Annotated in this window: 16 protein-coding genes and 1 riboswitch; of the genes, 11 read left to right on the plus strand and 5 right to left on the minus strand. The window is 44.9% G+C overall.

What is annotated here, in order from left to right; all coding sequences use genetic code 11:
- The 4 genes from HPS56_RS11930 to HPS56_RS11945 form a co-directional block, all read left to right on the plus strand.
- Positions 1 to 238: T9SS type A sorting domain-containing protein (locus HPS56_RS11930; RefSeq protein WP_172276944.1), on the plus strand; the 238-nt coding region annotated here is incomplete at its 5' end.
- A gap of 13 nt (positions 239 to 251) precedes the next feature.
- Positions 252 to 2,225: a leucine-rich repeat protein gene (locus tag HPS56_RS11935; RefSeq protein WP_172276947.1), complete on the plus strand. Its 1,974-nt coding sequence runs from the start codon at positions 252 to 254 to the stop codon at positions 2,223 to 2,225.
- Positions 2,226 to 2,229: 4 nt separating this feature from the next.
- Positions 2,230 to 3,069 (plus strand): hypothetical protein, encoded by an 840-nt coding sequence (locus HPS56_RS11940; protein WP_172276950.1) that lies wholly within the window; start codon positions 2,230 to 2,232, stop codon positions 3,067 to 3,069.
- Positions 2,981 to 7,009: a C25 family cysteine peptidase gene (locus HPS56_RS11945; protein ID WP_172276953.1), complete on the plus strand. Its 4,029-nt coding sequence runs from the start codon at positions 2,981 to 2,983 to the stop codon at positions 7,007 to 7,009. The genes HPS56_RS11940 and HPS56_RS11945 overlap by 89 nt, the downstream gene beginning before the upstream one ends.
- A gap of 63 nt (positions 7,010 to 7,072) precedes the next feature.
- On the opposite strand, the gene HPS56_RS11950 is transcribed toward HPS56_RS11945, so the two are convergent.
- The 4 genes from HPS56_RS11950 to HPS56_RS11965 all read right to left on the minus strand — a co-directional run bounded on the left by HPS56_RS11950 (position 7,073) and on the right by HPS56_RS11965 (position 10,560).
- Positions 7,073 to 8,494, minus strand: coding sequence for a hypothetical protein (locus HPS56_RS11950; RefSeq protein ID WP_172276956.1), 1,422 nt, complete (start codon positions 8,492 to 8,494; stop codon positions 7,073 to 7,075).
- A gap of 271 nt (positions 8,495 to 8,765) precedes the next feature.
- Positions 8,766 to 9,527 (minus strand): hypothetical protein, encoded by a 762-nt coding sequence (locus HPS56_RS11955; protein WP_172276959.1) that lies wholly within the window; start codon positions 9,525 to 9,527, stop codon positions 8,766 to 8,768.
- Positions 9,528 to 9,539: 12 nt separating this feature from the next.
- Positions 9,540 to 10,220 carry a hypothetical protein gene (locus HPS56_RS11960; RefSeq protein WP_172276962.1) on the minus strand — a complete coding sequence of 227 codons (681 nt, stop codon included), beginning with the start codon at positions 10,218 to 10,220 and terminating at the stop codon, positions 9,540 to 9,542.
- 121 nt (positions 10,221 to 10,341) lie between these two features.
- Positions 10,342 to 10,560: a hypothetical protein gene (locus HPS56_RS11965; RefSeq protein WP_172276965.1), complete on the minus strand. Its 219-nt coding sequence runs from the start codon at positions 10,558 to 10,560 to the stop codon at positions 10,342 to 10,344.
- Between the two features lie 384 nt (positions 10,561 to 10,944).
- Between HPS56_RS11965 and HPS56_RS11970 the strand changes: the two genes are divergently transcribed.
- Positions 10,945 to 11,901 (plus strand): transporter, encoded by a 957-nt coding sequence (locus tag HPS56_RS11970; RefSeq protein ID WP_172276968.1) that lies wholly within the window; start codon positions 10,945 to 10,947, stop codon positions 11,899 to 11,901.
- A gap of 474 nt (positions 11,902 to 12,375) precedes the next feature.
- Here HPS56_RS11970 and HPS56_RS11975 read toward each other — a convergent pair whose 3' ends face one another.
- Positions 12,376 to 14,211, minus strand: coding sequence for a fibronectin type III domain-containing protein (locus tag HPS56_RS11975; RefSeq protein WP_172276971.1), 1,836 nt, complete (start codon positions 14,209 to 14,211; stop codon positions 12,376 to 12,378).
- 586 nt (positions 14,212 to 14,797) lie between these two features.
- Positions 14,798 to 14,897, plus strand: a riboswitch (TPP riboswitch).
- 93 nt (positions 14,898 to 14,990) lie between these two features.
- Here HPS56_RS11975 and HPS56_RS11980 point away from each other — a divergent pair.
- The 6 genes from HPS56_RS11980 to HPS56_RS12005 all read left to right on the plus strand — a co-directional run bounded on the left by HPS56_RS11980 (position 14,991) and on the right by HPS56_RS12005 (position 18,929).
- The gene (locus tag HPS56_RS11980; RefSeq protein ID WP_172276974.1) at positions 14,991 to 15,197 is read left to right on the plus strand and encodes a hypothetical protein; all 207 of its coding nucleotides are present in this window, start codon (positions 14,991 to 14,993) and stop codon (positions 15,195 to 15,197) included.
- Between the two features lie 11 nt (positions 15,198 to 15,208).
- On the plus strand, positions 15,209 to 15,985 hold the full coding sequence (locus HPS56_RS11985; RefSeq protein WP_172276977.1) for a thiazole synthase: 777 nt from the start codon (positions 15,209 to 15,211) through the stop codon (positions 15,983 to 15,985).
- 31 nt (positions 15,986 to 16,016) lie between these two features.
- Positions 16,017 to 16,217, plus strand: a complete 201-nt coding sequence (gene thiS, locus HPS56_RS11990; RefSeq protein ID WP_172276980.1) for a sulfur carrier protein ThiS — start codon at positions 16,017 to 16,019, stop codon at positions 16,215 to 16,217.
- Positions 16,218 to 16,297: 80 nt separating this feature from the next.
- Complete coding sequence (gene thiH / locus HPS56_RS11995) at positions 16,298 to 17,422, plus strand: 2-iminoacetate synthase ThiH (RefSeq protein WP_172276983.1); 1,125 nt, start codon at positions 16,298 to 16,300, stop codon at positions 17,420 to 17,422.
- Between the two features lie 40 nt (positions 17,423 to 17,462).
- The gene (gene thiD, locus HPS56_RS12000) at positions 17,463 to 18,299 is read left to right on the plus strand and encodes a bifunctional hydroxymethylpyrimidine kinase/phosphomethylpyrimidine kinase (protein ID WP_172276986.1); all 837 of its coding nucleotides are present in this window, start codon (positions 17,463 to 17,465) and stop codon (positions 18,297 to 18,299) included.
- Positions 18,300 to 18,314: 15 nt separating this feature from the next.
- Complete coding sequence (locus HPS56_RS12005) at positions 18,315 to 18,929, plus strand: thiamine phosphate synthase (RefSeq protein WP_172276989.1); 615 nt, start codon at positions 18,315 to 18,317, stop codon at positions 18,927 to 18,929.
- Positions 18,930 to 18,941 lie beyond the last annotated feature (12 nt).

Consider the following 18,941-nt stretch of genomic DNA (forward strand, 5'->3'; position numbering starts at 1 on the left):
ACCTAACCCGTTTGTCACGTCAACGGACATAAAGGTAAACATCCCGACATCTGCAAACACTGCCATGCTGAACATCTACGACCTTAGCGGGAAGCAGATAAAAAGCATCCAGGTAAACGAACGCGGGGAGCATTCCATCTATGTAACTTCAGAAAGTCTCGCACCGGGAATGTATATCTACAGCCTCATCATAGACGGAAAGCTTATTGACACTAAAAGAATGGTTGTAACACAGTAAATCCCGTAAAGCCATGAAACAATACATTACTATTATTACCCTCCTGATCATCTGCTGTTTCAGAAGCCAGGCACAGACCAATGTCAGTATACACGCAGGCGAAAAGCCGCTCGAGACTCTGCTCACAGAAGAGCAGAAGAAAAGCGTCACGCATCTTACAATAACGGGAACACTACTCGATGAGGACTATGCGTTCATACGAAGCACGCTGCTTAATAGGCTCAAAGAGCTGAATCTGAGGGATGCAGATATAGATACTATTCCGGAACATGCGTTTGATTATGATTGCGATTTATATGCCGATGGATATGCATACCATAAGACAATCCTCCTGCCAGCAAAAGTGAAGTATCTTAGCGACAATTCTCTATCTATGTGCAATACACGCCCCACATATATCATATCCGGTGAATACCCCAACTTGGGAAGAGACATTTATTTTCATAATGATCATAATTATTGGGATTCAAATATACGAATACTCCCATCTGCCGACAATCAATTCCTGAAAATGGAAGATAATTGTGTGTGCTCAGCAGACGGCAAGACATTATATTTTATAAACAATAAAGAAGAAACCCTTTATTCTAAACTCAACGTTGATAGAATACCTTCAGGAATCAAGACGATATATAAAAATGCTTTTGAAAACAGATATCTTTATTTCTATTATCTTGAAATACCGGAAACGGTTGACTCTATAGGAGACAGAGCTTTCAGTAATATATATTATGACCCAGAAGCGATGGATGCGTCGCCATCGAAATACGACATGGGATATATTATCTGGAAATCAAAAACACCTCCACGCTTAGGAAATAGAGTATGGAGAGACAATGACTTTTTAGATAAATTAGCCGTATATGTACCTGACGAAAGTATCAACATATACAAAAACACAGAAGAATGGAATCTGATTCCGCATTACTTCAAGTCAAGCAGTTTTGATGTAACAAATATAAAGGCCAACATAAAGGCAGGCGACAAGCCACTTGAAACGTTGCTTACTGACACGCAGAAGAAAAATGTCACCCACCTCACCATCACGGGAACGCTGCTCAATGAAGACTATGCCTTCATAAGAAGCACGCTGCTCGACAGGCTCAAAGAGCTGAACATGAAGGATGCGGACATAGACACAATTCCGAAACATGCGTTTGAATTTAAACAGAAAGATTTAGACTTCCACGACATTCAAATTGTTTTACCAAAAACATTAAAGTCCATATCTGATTATGCGTTCCATTCGGAAAACAGTAAGTGTTTCAAAGTAGTACTTACCGGGGCATTCCCGTCCTTAGGACAAAAATGGAATTCAGGTGTCGACAGTTTCAAACCATCTGAAGATAACACACACTGCTTTTACTGCGCGGACTGCGAAGGAATTTATTCTTCAGATAAGAAGATTCTATTCTACTACCGAGTGGGAAATGTTCATGAAGGAACTAAAATCATAGGCGGCCGAGCTTTTCATAATACAGTAGTACAAAGCTTTATGATACCGGAAAGTGTGGATTCTATAGGGGATTACGCTTTTCAAAATGCAATCATGGCTTATATAGTAGGAGTCAATTACTCACAGCCTATCGCTTATTGCGAAGCAAAAATACCGCCAAGACTCGGGAATGACGTGTTCTTGGATAACGAGATTTTCGTGTTCCATGTCCCCGACGAAAGCGTAGAGTTGTATAAAAACACAGAAGGATGGAATGTCCTATATATCGCGCCTATCAGTTCTGACATCCAAACAATGAGCCAGAGCAAGACCATATCTGTAACGTTTGAAGACAGGCACTGCATGTTAAAGCATGAATCCAAGACCATTTCAAACATCACCGTTTACAATACGGGAGGACAACGCATTTGGACAAAAGACGCAAATGCAAACAAGGCAAGCATCCCCAAACAGGTTTTGGTTTCCCCATACTCTCTATTAAACATACATTACACCGACGGCACGGTCGAAACAATAAAACTTAAACCGTAAAGACATGAAACGATTATTGTCAACAATACTATTACTTACCACTGTAATTTGCAGCCTCACGGCACAAATCACAGGCTCGGTGAGCATCAGCAAAGAAGACCTTGTGTTTTCCGAGCGGAATGATTATGACGTGATACGACTGAAGGATAGCTATTACACAACAACACAAACAGGAGCACCGGAACTGCCTGTCATAATAAAGACATTTGTAATTCCACAAAACACAAAGGTAACAGCACTTGACATAAACTTGTACGGAAGCACTAAGCTGAAAGGCAAATACATGCCGTTTCCTGTCCAGCCGCCAATAACGGTCGGAGGAAACGAAGAGACAGAATTTACAGCCCTGGATCCTTCCATTTATAACAACACATCTCCATATCCTGGAAAACATGGAGGGATAGTAGCAGACTACAACGAAATGGGATATCACTTGGTAAGGATTATGCTCTGCCCCGTATCATTCGACCCCGTATCACGAGAACTGACACTGAACAATATCAGTTTCTCCCTGAAATACGAAAGTTGCGAGCCATCGGGCATACAGCCTGAAGCGCAAAGCGGCCGAAGGGCTTCGATGATCAAGAAGTATATAAAGTCTATCGTTGACAATCCGCAGGACGTGGACAGAAGCGTGAAAGCAATAGCGATAAATTCGGACTTGACTTTAGACAAGTATCCCAACGGGATGACAATCGATGCAATAAGCGAACAGATTCCAGACTATATAATAATAACAAACAACAAGCTGAAAAGTGAATTCAAGCGTCTTGCGCAATGGAAGACACAAAAAGGAGTGCCTGCCAATCATAAAGGATACGGAATCCATCGGCAAGGAATATGAAGGCGCTGACCTTCCCGAGAAAATACACAACTATCTGAAAGAGTGCTATAAGCGATGGGGCTCAGGACTCTTCGTATTGTTGGGAGGCGATACGAACATTGTTCCGGTAAGACAATACCATGGTTCCACAGAAGAGAGAAAATCTTTTGACCATAATCCGTCCGATTTCTATTATGCAGACTTAGAATCAGATTGGAACACAAATAGAAATCATATTTATGCAGAACGTGGAGTTGATTATGTTAGGGGAACTATACTTTGTTTTGTTGGCCGGGCTCCAGTGGAAAATAAGACTGAGACAACTATATTCATAAATAAAGTGTTAGCATACGAAAAAATGAATTCAACATCTATCGATAAAAGCTATCTGATGAATCATTTGGCTGTATATGGATACACAGTAAAAGACTCATCGTCCCCTCCCTTGCATGGAAGCGGAAAAGAAGCTATAGATCATTATTTAGCTACATATACAAAACTAAATAAATGGTATCTTTTTGATCATTATAACTGTAAATGCAATCAACACGATGACAAAACACAATATTCAACAGGAGAAGAACTAAATCGAAATAGTTTTATTTCCGCACTGAATAATGGAGGTAATTCGGGACTGAATCATTTCCATATTGTATATCACATGGACCACAGCCATCCCGAATACATGGGAGCCTCGAAAAAAGACAAATCTGAACAAATTTTCATCTCAGATGTTGACGAGCTTGCAAACGGAAAACATCTACATATTATTATTTCTGGAGGATGTAACCCCGCAAATTTTGAGTACGATTGCATAGCTAAACATTTTATAAATAACTCCAATGGCGGTGCTGTTGCTTTTATTGGTAATGCAAATAATGGATATGCTTATGAACATGCACAATACAAATGTTTCCTTAATTCCATATACAAAGAAAATATTATAAACTTAGGAATGATACTTAACAAGCTTGCTACAGACACAAACTATCCATCTGATTCAGAAAGTTCAACACCAGACAACCTCCGTCTCCACCTTTTAGGTGACCCGGAAATGCCCGTATGGTCTGCCGTACCTCAAGAACTGGATGTTAGTGTAACACCACCCGACATCACTACCGGGAAGAACAAGATAAAGGTTAGAATTGAAAATCTCCCTGAAGGCGAGGAGGCGACAGTGTGCCTTATGAAGGATGCTGAGGCATACACATCTGTAGTGGTTTCTGACACGAAGGAGCACAGTTTCTCGTTTACACCGAAGACCGGAGGGAAAATGAAAATAACCGTTACAGCAAGGAACTTCATACCCAAAGTATTCAACATTCCAATAAAATTCAACCATGCCAACCAAATGTCGATAAGCAGAATCAAGAACTTTAAAGGCAGAATAGGCACGGGAAATACTGTAGACCTTAACATTGTGCTGAAGAATACCGGAAGACAGACGGCAAACAATGTCATTGCAAGGCTAACAACCCAATCACCATACATAAACATCCAAAACGACCGTTTGGCTTATAATACCATAGATATGGGGAGTGAAAAGGAAATAAACGAACGGTTCAAGGTTTCAGTGGCACCTGATGCGCCAGAAATCATGCGCAACGATTGGAATTCCGTGTGCTTCTATCTTGATATAATCAATGAAGAAACAGGAACGGTTGACATCGATACATTCAGAGTGGACATTGTGTCGCACAAGGCAAGAATAGATAAAATTTCAAGACGCATTATTGATAGCAAATATGCCATTCCACTAGCAGGAGATAAAATAGAGCTGGATTTATCATACGTATTGTTAGGTAAAGATATAGAAGGAAACAAAACAATATCAAACAGAATCACATGGAAGGCCGTGTCAGAAAATCCAAATATTCAGAACCTAATGATTTTAAATTCTGTATGCAGTTTCAACATATCCGAAAACTATCAACAGGGAAATAGACTTCCTGTACGAATAAGACTATTGTATGACAATATAATACATGATAGCATAAATTTCGATGCCTCAGTTTTAACTCCAATAGCAGACATATCTAAAGTCAAAGGAAAAAGTACAGACCATTCAATATCATTCTATTGGAGTACAATGTCACACGCGCCGAAATACAACATCTATCGCAGCGACTCGGAGAATGGGACATACACCAAACTGAACAAACTGCCGCTTAAAACGAGATATTATGAAGACAATGGGCTATCAGAATACTCAACATTCTATTATAAATTCTCGGCACTGACATCATCAAACATGGAAAGCGAATTGTCGCAACCAATAAAGGCTTGGACATTGTATCCAATGACAATGAAAAAGCGAACATTTACAAAAGGCTTATATGCCTACGACAGCGAAGTAAGCGTGGCCGACATAGACCTTGACGGGAAAAAAGAGATTGTGCTTAACTCGTACAACACATCCCACAACTCTATGACAGACATTATCGTATTGAAACCTGATGGAAGCGAGCCGTACGGGACAAAGGACGCCACGGAACCGTGCACGGGATTCGCGCACAACGACGTATGCCACACCGCACTGCCGACCGTGGCCGACCTCCACGGCAACGGAGAGTTTTCCGTAGTCTCGTTCTCGCTGGGTACTGACGATACAGGAAAATACAATGCCGTATGCTATTCGGCACAAGACAAGGACGGAGACGGAAGACCCGATAGGAAGTGGCTGCAACAGACAGGTGTGCCGGCATACCGCGCGGCGGTGGTTACGGACATTGACAGGCCCGCAGACACGAAAGGACGGAAAGAGATAATCCTGCTGAGCAACGACAGGTCGATAATGATATTCAACGCTGACGGAACGCTGCTCAGACAGTTCGGGGAGAACATAGCGGGACACTACGGATGCCCGGCAGTGGCCGACCTCGACGGAGACGGATATAAGGAGATTATATGCGGAGACGGAAGCGGAAACATACACGTATGGAGGCATGACGGAAGCACATATCTGCGCTCGCCGTTCTTCACACGCAACGGACACAACCTCATGTCGTCACCGGTTGTATGCGACCTCGACGGAGACGGACAGAAGGATATAGTCATCGCATCAAGAGACCACACCAGCTATATCTACGCCATACGGCAGGACGGGACTTGCATCGGGGCTTTCGACAGCAACGCTGCGTCTCCGGCCGCGATAGAGTATGCGGGATATGCCAGCGGAGAGGGGCTCGACCATGCAGTGACGGTGGGCGACATCAACGGTGACGGAAAGCTCGAGGTAACAGCGCTCGGAGCACATAAAGTGCGCGCATGGGACAACAACGGCAAAATGATCTTCGACACACCGGTGCCGGGACTCTTCAAAAGCAAGGAATGGGCCACACACCTACAGCCACCGCTGCTGGCTGACGTGGACGGAGACTCGAAGACGGACATCGTATTCAACAACGGACAGAGGATATACGCAATACATGCCGACGGTACGGAAATGAAGGGATTCCCGCTAACAACAACGGGCGACATGATAGGAAGCGTATGCGTGGCTGACATAGACGCCGACGGACGGAACGAAATAATATCGGCAGACCGGGCAGGATACATCACCACGTGGAAGACACAAGGGACGACTGTGGTATGGGGACGCACACGCTTCGACACCGGATTCACGGGAGAATACCGCCCAGGAGCGGCAGACCCGACGGTCATCACAGGGAATACGGAATGGCAGGGCGGAGACTCTCCGTGCGACATCTATGTAGGAAAGGGGCGGCTGCTCGTCAGCAAAGGAAGGATACTCGACCTTGACAACTTCAGCAGGATCATTGTCACGGAAGGAGCGACCCTCGAAATAGACGGGGGAGAGATAAAAGACGCGGACATACTCATAAAGGCCGGAGGCACGCTGAGAATAAAGAACAATGGAACGGTCAGGATAGCAAAATACGGAAGGCTTGACTCGGAACCGGGAGCGATAATGGAGATATACGGAGGAGAAGTGAAATAGAAACATGTGGCACCAACAGGCAAATTTACCCGGCCGGTGCCACATGTTTTATTCTCTGCCCTATCAAGGAATGACATGCAGTTCACGCATGTTATCTGTCAATACTGCGGCAACCCTGTGATACGGATAGTTCGTATGGCCTTTCTCCCATTCCGGATAAGGCCGTGTCCTTACATCATTAGGCCGCACATTCTTCAATGAGTCATAATTGCACGGATGCATGGCATCCGGAAACCATTCGCGCATAATCAATGTAAATTCTTTCTGGTTGCCACAAGTCAGGTCATTGTATTCCAACACCTTTTGTACGGCAATCCAATGCGCCTGTGCACGTAACACATATTTCCCGGTATTGTCCTTTTTGTTGATCGTATTGTATATAGCCTCCCGTATCTGGTCAAGCGGAGCACTGTCCTTAAAATATCCGTTATTGGGCCAATGTGCCTCCGGCCCCTTCTTCAGGCGTTCAATCTCTTCCTCAAGCACCTGTATCTTTGCCTCCATGACGAAATAGCGGCACAGCTGGTTGGTCGACATGCGGAACGCATCCCCCGCAGCTTCATCATCGGCATCCCGGATTATATTAAGGTGTTCATAAAGCTCTTTCCCAAGTTGCCCGAGATTATCCGTCTGGGATATCCCGCAGTACGTTATTCCGAATGCATTCAAATAGCCACGTGTCTTCGTGCGTAGCTCCTTCCACTGCTTTTTCAAGAAAGCGATATGCTCCTTTACCGTCCCGTTTGTCTCCGTCCTTAAAGCCTCGTCAATCCCCGATAAGAATTCTTTCCTGAGGCTTTGCCAATACCCGCTGTCACAAAACTCCTTAAGACTGTTATTGTATAAAACGACAAAGTCTTCAGCACTACGATTGTAATGTGCGGGAACACCGAGAATGGTCAGACAGCAGAGCACAGTATAGAACTGTTGCCTGAAACCTTCAACCGGAGTATTCAATATATCCGGTGTGCAGCGTATGTTCAGTTCACGGCATAGCTCCTCTGTATGGTCTATCAGGCACTTATTCTTTAAAAGAGCCTCAGTCCACTTTGCAAAATCCTTAAAATTGGCAATAAGGCGCAACTTTCCGTTATCCAGCATCTGCGCCTTGTTGCACAAGATATACTGAAACAATTCTTCTGCCTCAATAATAAAATATTCCGCCTTGTCTATCCGGACATGCGTGTCTTTTATGAGTTGCCGGAAACTGTCGCAATGCTCATCACAAATAATCTGCATGCGCGTTTCATGTATTTTCCCGACAAGCCGGAACAGCGCAAACAACTTGTAGCCGCAAAAATGCAGGGTACACATCTTTTCCTCACAATCAGTGGTTCCATGCCAGTCCAATAGCTCCAACACCATATTGACAGCTTTAAACACCCCGTTGCAGCTCTCGTCGAAGAAACCCATCTTCTGTGTGAATTTCGAAACAGGAACGTATGGAGACATGCCACCATTCCCATAAAGGTAGTTTTTTTCCATAGTAAAAAAATAAAAACAAAAACATTCAGTTAGTAACACACATCACCCTTACCAAACCTCCGGCAACACCGGTTAGGATTGTTTCTATTTACATTTGCATCTATTTGGCATACATACAAAATGCAGACTTCGAGACGGAGGGTTAATCCATGGGAAATATCGTAAGAAAATCACGAATAAGTGTCTCAGATACAAATTTAGAAAAATTAAAATAAATTTAGCGGGATTCAGGGACTAAAAGCATAAAAAACATACGTCTTATTGATATAAATCAAGGTTTCTCAAGCCGGATTGTACTATCTTTACCTTGCAAGCGAATTCTGAAGTAATCAGGGACAGTTATTTCTTTCGGTAAACTTCCGTCAGTCATATCATATCCGCAACTTTTCATATAGCCATCTGTCTTAAAGGAACGCATTACGCCAACACTTGTATTTTTGATATCCTTTCCGTATAAAGCCACGATCTCTTTTATGCCTCCGAACATCCGGCTTTCATTATACCGCCTTTCGAGCAGTTCTTTTTCTTCTTCCCATTTTTTACTCCAGCCACCATCATCTTCCATATAGCGAAGGCTATCCTCATATTCTTTGCTTATCTTTATAGTCTCATCACTATAACCTGCCGCATAAACCAATATCTCATTCATCCGGCTTAAATCATACTCATCATTCATGTCGTCCAATACATATTTCAAACCATTCATCATATCGTCAAACGACAGACTGCCTTTCCTGTTTCCGGAATCCATTTTTAATGATACAGGAAATCCTTCATGGTCTATATAGACTCTGATAAAATATCCTGTTCTCATCCCGTCTCTATAGTAGTTATATTCGTTCGCCGTCATCTTCGACCAGATATCCAGTTTTTTGTCATACTTACTTCCCTTTTCATAATCCTTGAAAGGACGGAAAACCGAGTCCATCTTTATTGATACTCCCTGCACGCTGTCGCTGACAGCACAACCGTTCATCCCTGCCATTAAAGAGCAAGAGAAGAACACTATAATCAAATACTTTAATAGCTGCATAATCATATAACTTTAATTTTCTTCATCCTTATCATGAAAACTTAATCTGATGTACTCTGGATATAGGATTTTCTTCGGTAAGTCTTTTTCATCAGACGTAAAATAAAAGACCTTTTCAAATACAAAATTATCAAACACCTTTCCATATAAAGCCAAAATATCTTTAATGCCTTTGAGCATCCGGCTTTCCCCATACAGTTCTCCCAACAAACCACCATCATATTTGTCACCACGAACCCTATCCTCATATTTTTTACTTATTTCAATTGACTCGTCCCCGTAACATGGCGGATATATCCACACATCATAAAATCTCCTTAAACCATATTTACTCTTAATATCTGACAAGACAAAATTTAACCCGCTCATAATATCTTCAAGCGACAAATTGCCTTTCCATCCTTCATTATTGTAGTCTATTTCTAAAGTATATGGGGAAAAACCAAGTTCCATTTCGACTACGATAAAATATCCCGTCCTTTCCCCACCTTTATAGTATCCATATCTAATTATTACAATATTTGCAAATTTGTCCTTAAGGGATGGCACTTTTTCAAAATCCTCAAAAGGACGGTAAACAGAATCTATCCTCATGGATATTGCCTGCACACTGTCACCTGCCGTATGGCTTTTCATCTCTGATATAAAAAAGAAAGAGAAGAATGCTATCATTAAAACTTTTAATCGTTGCATAATCATATAACTTTTTAGTAAAACACCTCGTTTTTACCTATTCAAAAATTATTTTGTCTTGGCATCAGACTTGTCGATTATTTTGCACATATTGATATCTAATGCCGTATCCAAAATCGTATCAGGTATTTCTACGGTATTCTATGGAAATCAGAGTTGTATCCAACCTTAATTCCTCATCATCCTTGACATAAATACTCTCTGATTTCCTTGATACCACATTACCATTGTCATCATATTCATACGCATAATATTCCGAAGGTAGACGGTTTAACGATGTCTGCGACCGGGATACAGACGATATAAAAAAGAACCCGACTAAAAAGAAAATTTTCTTCATTGCTATATGCAAATTAAATCAGCAGACTTATAACTTTATAAAAAGCAAGGGAAATTGCAACAATAGGTTATCAAAGACTTGCGCGTATGTCAAGGAATTAATCTATTCAAGTGCTGCATAAAACTCAGATAAATAATCTATGGCATAATGAAAGATAATGCAAACCAGACGCAATAAAGCTCGCTTCAGATTGCAAATGGCCATTTATCCGGAGCAAAGATAAAGATAAAATCTGAAAATAGAATGACAAAATCCGGAAATATTAATTGCAACCTAAAGATTTAACGGCCGGGATTTTGTCGGATAAAAAAAGTATGATACATTTGCAGCTGCGGAACAGCGGTTTCGGAAAACAGCGGTTTCGCAACAAAAACGAAAAAAGACATGAAACTTCTTAAGTTCATCAAAGACTGGATTCTTATTTTTGCCATTATTTCAGGAGTGGCCGGCTACTTTGCGTATGTGAACATCCCTTGTCTTGACTCCACCCGCAAGACGGCTCTTGCCACTGTGGAACTGATACAGCCAATGCTTATTTTCTCCATGCTTTTCCTTACATTCTGCAAGATTAACCCGAAGAAGCTGAAGCTTTGCGAATGGCACTGGTGGCTGCTGGCCTTCCAGTCAGGAATATTCCTGGTTCTGGGCGCCATTGTGATGACGATGCCCCGCAACGGCATGCGTATAATACTCGAAGGAGCGATGATATGCTTTATATGCCCTGTGGCAACGGCCGGTGCGGTGGTTACAAAAAAGTTAGGCGGTAATGCCGCGCACATCACCACCTACACAATTCTTATCAACCTCGTGGCCGCAACAATAATTCCTGCGGTCATTCCATTTGTGCATCCGCAGCCTGCGATGTCGGCATTGGGCGCATCGGCACTGATACTCGGAAAGGTGTTTCCTCTGCTGCTCTTCCCGTTGCTGCTTGCCTTACTAATAAGGAAAGCCCTGCCGCGACTTCATTTTACACTCTCACACTATCAAGGTCTTGCTTTCTATCTATGGGTGGTGGCACTGACACTTGCCACGGCCGTCACCACAAGATTCATCGTTCACAGCCACGTGCCGCTCTCAGTAGAATTAGGCCTCGTGGGCGTAGCTCTCGTAAGCTGCATCCTGCAGTTTATGACAGGATGGAAAATAGGCCGGATATATGGCGACAAGGTCACGGCCGGACAGTCGTTGGGCCAGAAGAACACGGTGCTTGCCATCTGGATCGGCTATACGTTCTTCACCCCTATAACATCTGTAGCAGGAGGATTCTACAGCATCTTCCACAATGTGATAAACTCATACCAACTATATATGCATGCCAACAGGAACAAGCATGCATAAAGACATATACAACAGATACATATATGCATCAGACATATACATTAGACATATATATGCATCAGACACATCGCAAAGCGATGTCCCTACATGTGTCAGGGTTCTGCATAAGCACCTGATACCTCTATGTTCCATCCCTTTTCCTCCCCTTCGGGGAGGGCAGGAGGGGCTTCTTTCCCAACGAGGACGTTAGGAGGGTTTTCATACCACAAGTAGGGACGTGCCTTTGGCACGTGTCAAACGGCAACATCCCTCCAATGAACAAACTCGGCATAGTATACATCGTACACATCGCAAAGCGATGTCCATACTCGTTTAACATCTTCATTGTGTGATTTTCAATAACAAAATAAAATGCCATTTCAAAATCTGGTTTTGAAATGGCATTTTATTATTTGAAAGCTTCAAACCGTAAGCTCTTCACGAAGGCCTTTTAATGTTTATAAACCCTCATAAGGCATTATATACGGTCCTCCGTCACTTAGCCGTCAGCTTAACAGCCTTACCTCCTACTTTCACAATCACAAACCTGTCGCCAACATTAATGTCGGTAGTACCGGCAGCGGCATTCACCTTTGCAATCATCTGTCCGCCCATGCCGTAAACTTCAATCTCGCTGTCGGTATCCAGCGTGACGGAAACGACTCCTCCGGCAGCGGAAACCGTGGCATTGCAATCCACAGAACTTATGCATGTCGATATGAGTTTCACATCAACCGTATTGGAGTTTGCAGACAGTATAGGCACAATATTAAAATTCTGCACGGTTCTTCCCACAGCCTGCACATTGTACGAATAATCGAAATCCGAATTAGGATTATCAAGCTCAACACCGCACGATGTATCGTCGATGTCTTCCTTCTTTAGGATAAGACTGGTCAGTTTCTCGCCTGCCTTCAGTTTCTGCATGATGCTGATCTCATCGATAAACAGCTTGTTGTCTCCTCCATACTCAACGCTTATGGACGAGTTGGTTGTTCCCTTGGTAAACTCAACGTCATAGCCGGCAAAGCCCTCTTCAAGAGTAACCTGCTTTTTTTCCACCTCTTCTTCACCGGAATACAGTATGATGTCTATCTTTGCACCGGCATAATAACGTCCGAAAGAACCTTCCGCCATTCTGACCTTATATGTGAACACGCCTCCGTTCTTCGACAAGTCAAGCTCGGGAGTGACTACACTGCCCTTGTCTCCATAAGGTGATATGCCTATATGTCCGGCCGCATAGCAGTCGTTGACAGCAAACCATCCGGGCTGCCTGGTATAGCTGTCGAGATACTCCTGAGTACGTCCGAATTCAACGCTTTCAAGCGTTCCTGCGGTAACTCCGGAAAAATCTTCAGATATTACGGCAACCTCCCTGTCATCGGCAAGCGTCTCTGTCTGATATACATTAAGGATATATGTCATGGCATCTTCCACAGGCTCCCAGTTTGCGACAAATCCGGTCTGCGACACCTTTGTGGCCTCCTTGGCCACAGGAGCACCGATAGCATCGATAACCTTCACGACCTCGATTTCGTTAGAATAGTCAGACACACCTCCGTTTTCCTTTCTCGCGCGTACAGTATAATAATATGTCTTGCCTTTCACCAGACCGGTTACAGTCATGAAAGTATTCTTGACAGTCTCGTCCTTAAGGAGATAATCCTTGTCTCCGGTCACGGTCTTTGTATATACGTCAAGCAGGTAGTCTGTGGCTCCGGTCACTTTCGACCATGATGCAGAGAACGACTCATCATCAGCCCTTGAAGGCTGGTTTGCCGTAGGTGCGGAAATAAGGTTCGGACTTGTCTCAACCTTTATCTCATCAAGCAATATACCCTCCGTCATGGGCTTCAGCTCAATATAAGAGCTCGAAGAGCCTCTATCAAGCACAAACGACAGCGTATGCCACTCGCCATCCTCAAGAAAGATCTGCTTTGACGACATATAGCCCAATGCCAAAGTGACCAAATCGCCATAGCTTGCCACACTCTTTATTCTCAGTGTGACCTTCACCGTTCCGCCGTTGGCAGACATATTGTAGTTGGCTGTGCGGATATAGCTTCCCGCCGCGCCCAGGGTACCGATCCTGAGCATGCCTCCTGCCTCAAACACATTAGCCCCTCTCCATCCCTTGAGAGTATTGCCCAACTTGCAGTTATAACTTGGTGTAGAGATGTCTGTCGTACCAGGCTCTGTCTCGGAACCTTCCGTAAAGGCATCGAAGTTCTCACTCATTATCACTTCCAACCCATCATCTGCCTGGGCATGCCCGGACAGGAAACAAACGCAAAGCAACAATGCAGTGAAAAGTAGCTTTCTTGTCATATTCATTTCTTTTTGTTAATAAATAAATTACATAAAATTTTTATACTTACGGCAAAGTTAATGTTTTTTGTCTAATCCCAATCATTTTACGCAGTAACGCGGCCGCATTTTTTGCTTTTTTTCGATTTACAGGAAAAACGACCGGCAGGAAAGTTATAATTTAGAGACACGCGTCCATATATAATATATAAATGTAAAACGTCAGAAAAAGCCATTTAACAATGCCCATAAAAAAACATATCTGTAGTATTTTTGAAATAGTTTTACGTTTTATCGGTAATGTAAAATTCTCTGTTGATGAATGGCCTATTCATGCTCAATGAACATGCTATTCATCAACAGAGAACAGGCTATTCATCAAGCATGAATGGCATGTTCATTTCCGGCATCTTTTTGTTTATTGTTAACGTATTGTATATCAATGAGTTATATAATCATCAAAATCAAGCAGGAATGAGCGCAAGAAGCACTGCGAATTTTTATTACATATTTATTGTTCCGTCAATCGGAACAGGCAAAAAAAGTCATTAAAAGTTTCCCTGATAATAATAAAAACGTTAACTTTGCAGCCATCGAGAATCAGTCGGACGACTGTAAGGGGTGCTCGGACGTTTGTCCGGGCTGAGATTATACCCATGAAACCTGATCCGGATAATGCCGGCGTAGGAATATTTTCCATCCGCATCTTTATATCCTAATGTGCAGAGAGCATAGTATGATGACCCTCAAACTCTCCTAAGGGAAAGAAAGTGTCCCTCAAACTCCCCGAAATGGAGAGAATGGAAGAGTATATTGGAATATTCCGAATCCGCGACGTGAAGCCCCTCCTGACCTCCCCAAAGGGGAGGAAAAGGGATAGAATGTGGAGGTATCAGGTGCGTATGCAGAATCAGCAACGCCCGGCTTGCTCAAATATTGTCATGTCGAGAAAAGGCACCGACAACGGCAACCAAAACAGGAAAAGAGACATCAAAAAAACTATCTAAATATATAAAGAATGGAAAAACTGATTATTTCCGGAAAGGAATTTAACTCACGCCTGTTTCTCGGAACAGGCAAGTTCAGCTCAAACGCAATCATGGCCGAAGCCATAAAGGCCTCGGAAACACAAATGGTGACAATGGCCATGAAACGCATAGACCTCAACGATGACAACGACGACATGCTCGCACACATTGCCGTCCCGGGCATACAGCTGCTGCCCAACACATCGGGCACGAGAAATGCCGAAGAGGCGGTGTTTGCCGCAAAGATGTCACGTGAGGCATTCGGCACAAACTGGCTGAAACTGGAAATTCACCCTGACCCGCGATACCTGCTGCCCGACCCTGTAGAAACACTGAAAGCCACAGAAATGCTCGTAAAGGAAGGATTCGTTGTGCTGCCGTACTGCCAGGCCGATCCCGTGCTGTGCAAAAGACTGGCTGAGGCCGGTGCGGCAACGGTCATGCCGCTTGCAGCACCAATAGGCACAAACAAAGGTCTCCGCACACGCGACTTCCTGAACATAATCATCGAGGAGGCCACCGTTCCGGTCATTGTCGACGCAGGAATAGGAGTGCCAAGCGATGCCGCAGCGGCAATGGAAATCGGAGCGGATGCCGTGCTTGTAAACACGGCGATATCCGTGGCCGGTGACCCTGTGGCCATGGCAAGCGCATTCAAAAAGGCCGTGGAGGCCGGACGGGAGGCATACGAGGCCGGACCGGCCATACAGCCCGCAACCTTTCAAGCTGAGGCCAGCTCACCGCTGACCGCATTCCTCAACAACTGATAAAAAACAACATAAGAAATGCCCTTATACTATGAATGTAAAAATAAACAACGAGACTGCAAACCTCAATGAAGGCACAACGGTGGCTACCCTTGCCGGGAGCCGCAATCTTCCGGAACGCGGCATTGCCATAGCCATAAACAACGAAATGGTGCCGCGCGGAGAATGGGCCGTACGGAAAATCTGCGACGGCGACGACATCGTGATACTTAAGGCCTTCTGCGGAGGGTAGGACAAAATTGCCGGTATACGGCATGCACCGGCAATTCATCTACAGTTATCAGACAAAAACAGCAAAAAAGAAACGAAAAAATGTTTTATGACGAAATAAAGAAAATAAGCTGGGAAGAGACCACAGAGAAGATAATGGCAAAAACAGATGCCGACGTGCGCCGCGCATTGGCAAAGCCACATCCTTCCGTGGACGACTTCATGGCCATGGTGTCACCGGCAGCAGACAGATACCTGGAGCCGATGGCACGCCTGAGCCGCATGTATACAAGAGAGCGGTTCGGCAATACAATAAATATGTTCATACCTGTATATATCACAAACTCATGCGCCAACTCATGTGTATACTGCGGCTTTCATGTACAGAACAAGATGCCACGCACCATACTGACCGAAGAAGAGATAGTGAGGGAGTATGAGGCAATAAAGAAACTCGGCCCGTTCGACAATCTGCTCGTGCTCACGGGCGAGAATCCGGCCAAGGCCGGTGTAGACTACATAGCACGTGCACTGGACCTGGCGAAGCCTTATTTCAACAATCTGCAGATAGAGGTGATGCCGCTGAGCCGCGAGGATTATGCCGGATTGCGCAGGCATGGCCTCAACGGAGTAATATGCTTTCAGGAAACCTACAACGAGGCACGCTACAAGACGTATCATCCGCGCGGCCCGAAATCAAACTACCAATGGCGGATAAACGGATACGACCGTATGGGAATGGCAGGAGTACACAAAATCGGAATGGGGGCGCTAATAGGACTGGAGGACTGGCGCACGGAGGTGACCATGCTTGCATACCACCTGCGCTATCTCGAAAAGACATACTGGCGCACGCAATACAGTGTGAACTTCCCACGGATGAGGAAGGCCGACAACGGAGGCTTCCAGCCAAACGTGGAAATGACCGACCGCGAACTGGCACAGGTCACGTTTGCAATGAGGATATTCGACCGCGACGTGGACATATCGTACTCGACACGCGAGACAAAAGAGGTGCGCAACAATATGGCCACACTCGGAGTGACGACCATGAGCGCGGAAAGCCACACCGATCCGGGAGGCTACAGCTGTCGCCCCGACTCTCTCGCACAGTTTGACGTGAGCGACGAACGCACGGCAAGGGAGGTGGAAAGAGATCTGAAGACACTCGGAATGGAACCGGTATGGAAAAACTGGGACGCCGCCTTTGACAGGGCCGGACACTGACAACAGCCGGGCACGGCCGCTAAACAAAAAGCATACAGACATGACAAAGAAATATATACCTATCCTCACTATAGCAGGAAGCGACAGCAGTGGAGGCGCAGGCATACAGGCCGACATAAAAACGATGTCGGCACTGGGATGCTATGCCGCATCGGCCATTACATCAATAACGGTACAGAACACAACGGGAGTGACGGCCGTGGAGGCCCTGCGTCCGGAAATAGTGGCCGGACAAATAAAGGCCGTCATGGACGACATACATCCGAAAAGCGTGAAAATAGGCATGGTGAACGATACCGCCACAATAACGGCAATAGCCGAAGAACTACGCAGACACAATGAACCGGACTATCTCGTGATTGACCCTGTGATGGTATCCACAAGCGGCTCACGCCTGATGCAGGAAGACGCACTCGAAACATTCCGGAGGGAGCTTATGCCACTCGCTACGCTTCTCACTCCAAACATTCCTGAAGCCGAGGTGCTTTCAGGAGTAAGAATCAGCGATGACACGTCATGCGACGCGGCGGCAAGGGTCATTGCCAAAGCCATGAAAACAGGAGGATATATGCTGATAAAAGGCGGGCACACCGGTGGAAACGAGAAGCAGGACAGGCTGTACGACAGCAGCGGACTGTTTGTTACGGCATTTACACAGCATGCCATAGACACATGCAACACCCATGGCACCGGATGCACCCTTTCATCCGCAGTCACATGCTATCTGGCAATGGGCATGCACATGGAAGAAGCCATCGGAAAGGCAAAGGAATATGTGAGCATGGCCATAGCCGCCGGAGCAGACGTCAGCATAGGAGGGGGACACGGTCCCGTGAACCATTTCTTCTGTCCTGAACCGATGCGGAAAACAAGATAAAAAAACAATCATGATATGAAACAGATACAATTCATAACCCATGCCAACGCACGATTCGGATATGTGGAGGGCGCACTGATGGCAATAGAAGGAGGATGCCGGTGGATACAGCTCCGTATGAAGAACGCCACAGACGACGAGGTGAGACAGGCCGCAGGAAAAATAATGCCCGCATGCAAGGCGAATGATGCAGTATTCCTGCTTGACGACCGCGTGGAACTCGCTATGGAACTGAAGACCGACGGCGTGCATCTGGGAAAAAACGACATGCCCGTGGACGAGGCGCGGAGAATCATGGGAGAACAGTTCATCATAGGCGGCACGGCAAACACGTTCGAGGATATAGAACGGCTATGCTCACAAGGCACCGACTATATAGGATGCGGACCGTTCAAATTTACCACGACAAAGGAAAAGCTGGCTCCGGTGCTCGGCACGGACGGCTACAGGACCATCATGGCAAAGATGAAAGAAAAAGGGATTAACATACCTGTAGTGGCGATAGGAGGAATAACCTTTGACGATATAGCAGACATAATGCAGACAGGAATAGACGGAATAGCGCTGAGCGGAGCCGTGCTGAACGCAGGAAATCCTGTGGAGGAAATGAAGAAAATCATAAGTCTGTGACATCCCACGGAC

The organism is Xylanibacter muris (assembly GCF_013166605.1).
Taxonomy (GTDB): Bacteria; Bacteroidota; Bacteroidia; order Bacteroidales; family Bacteroidaceae; genus Prevotella; species Prevotella muris.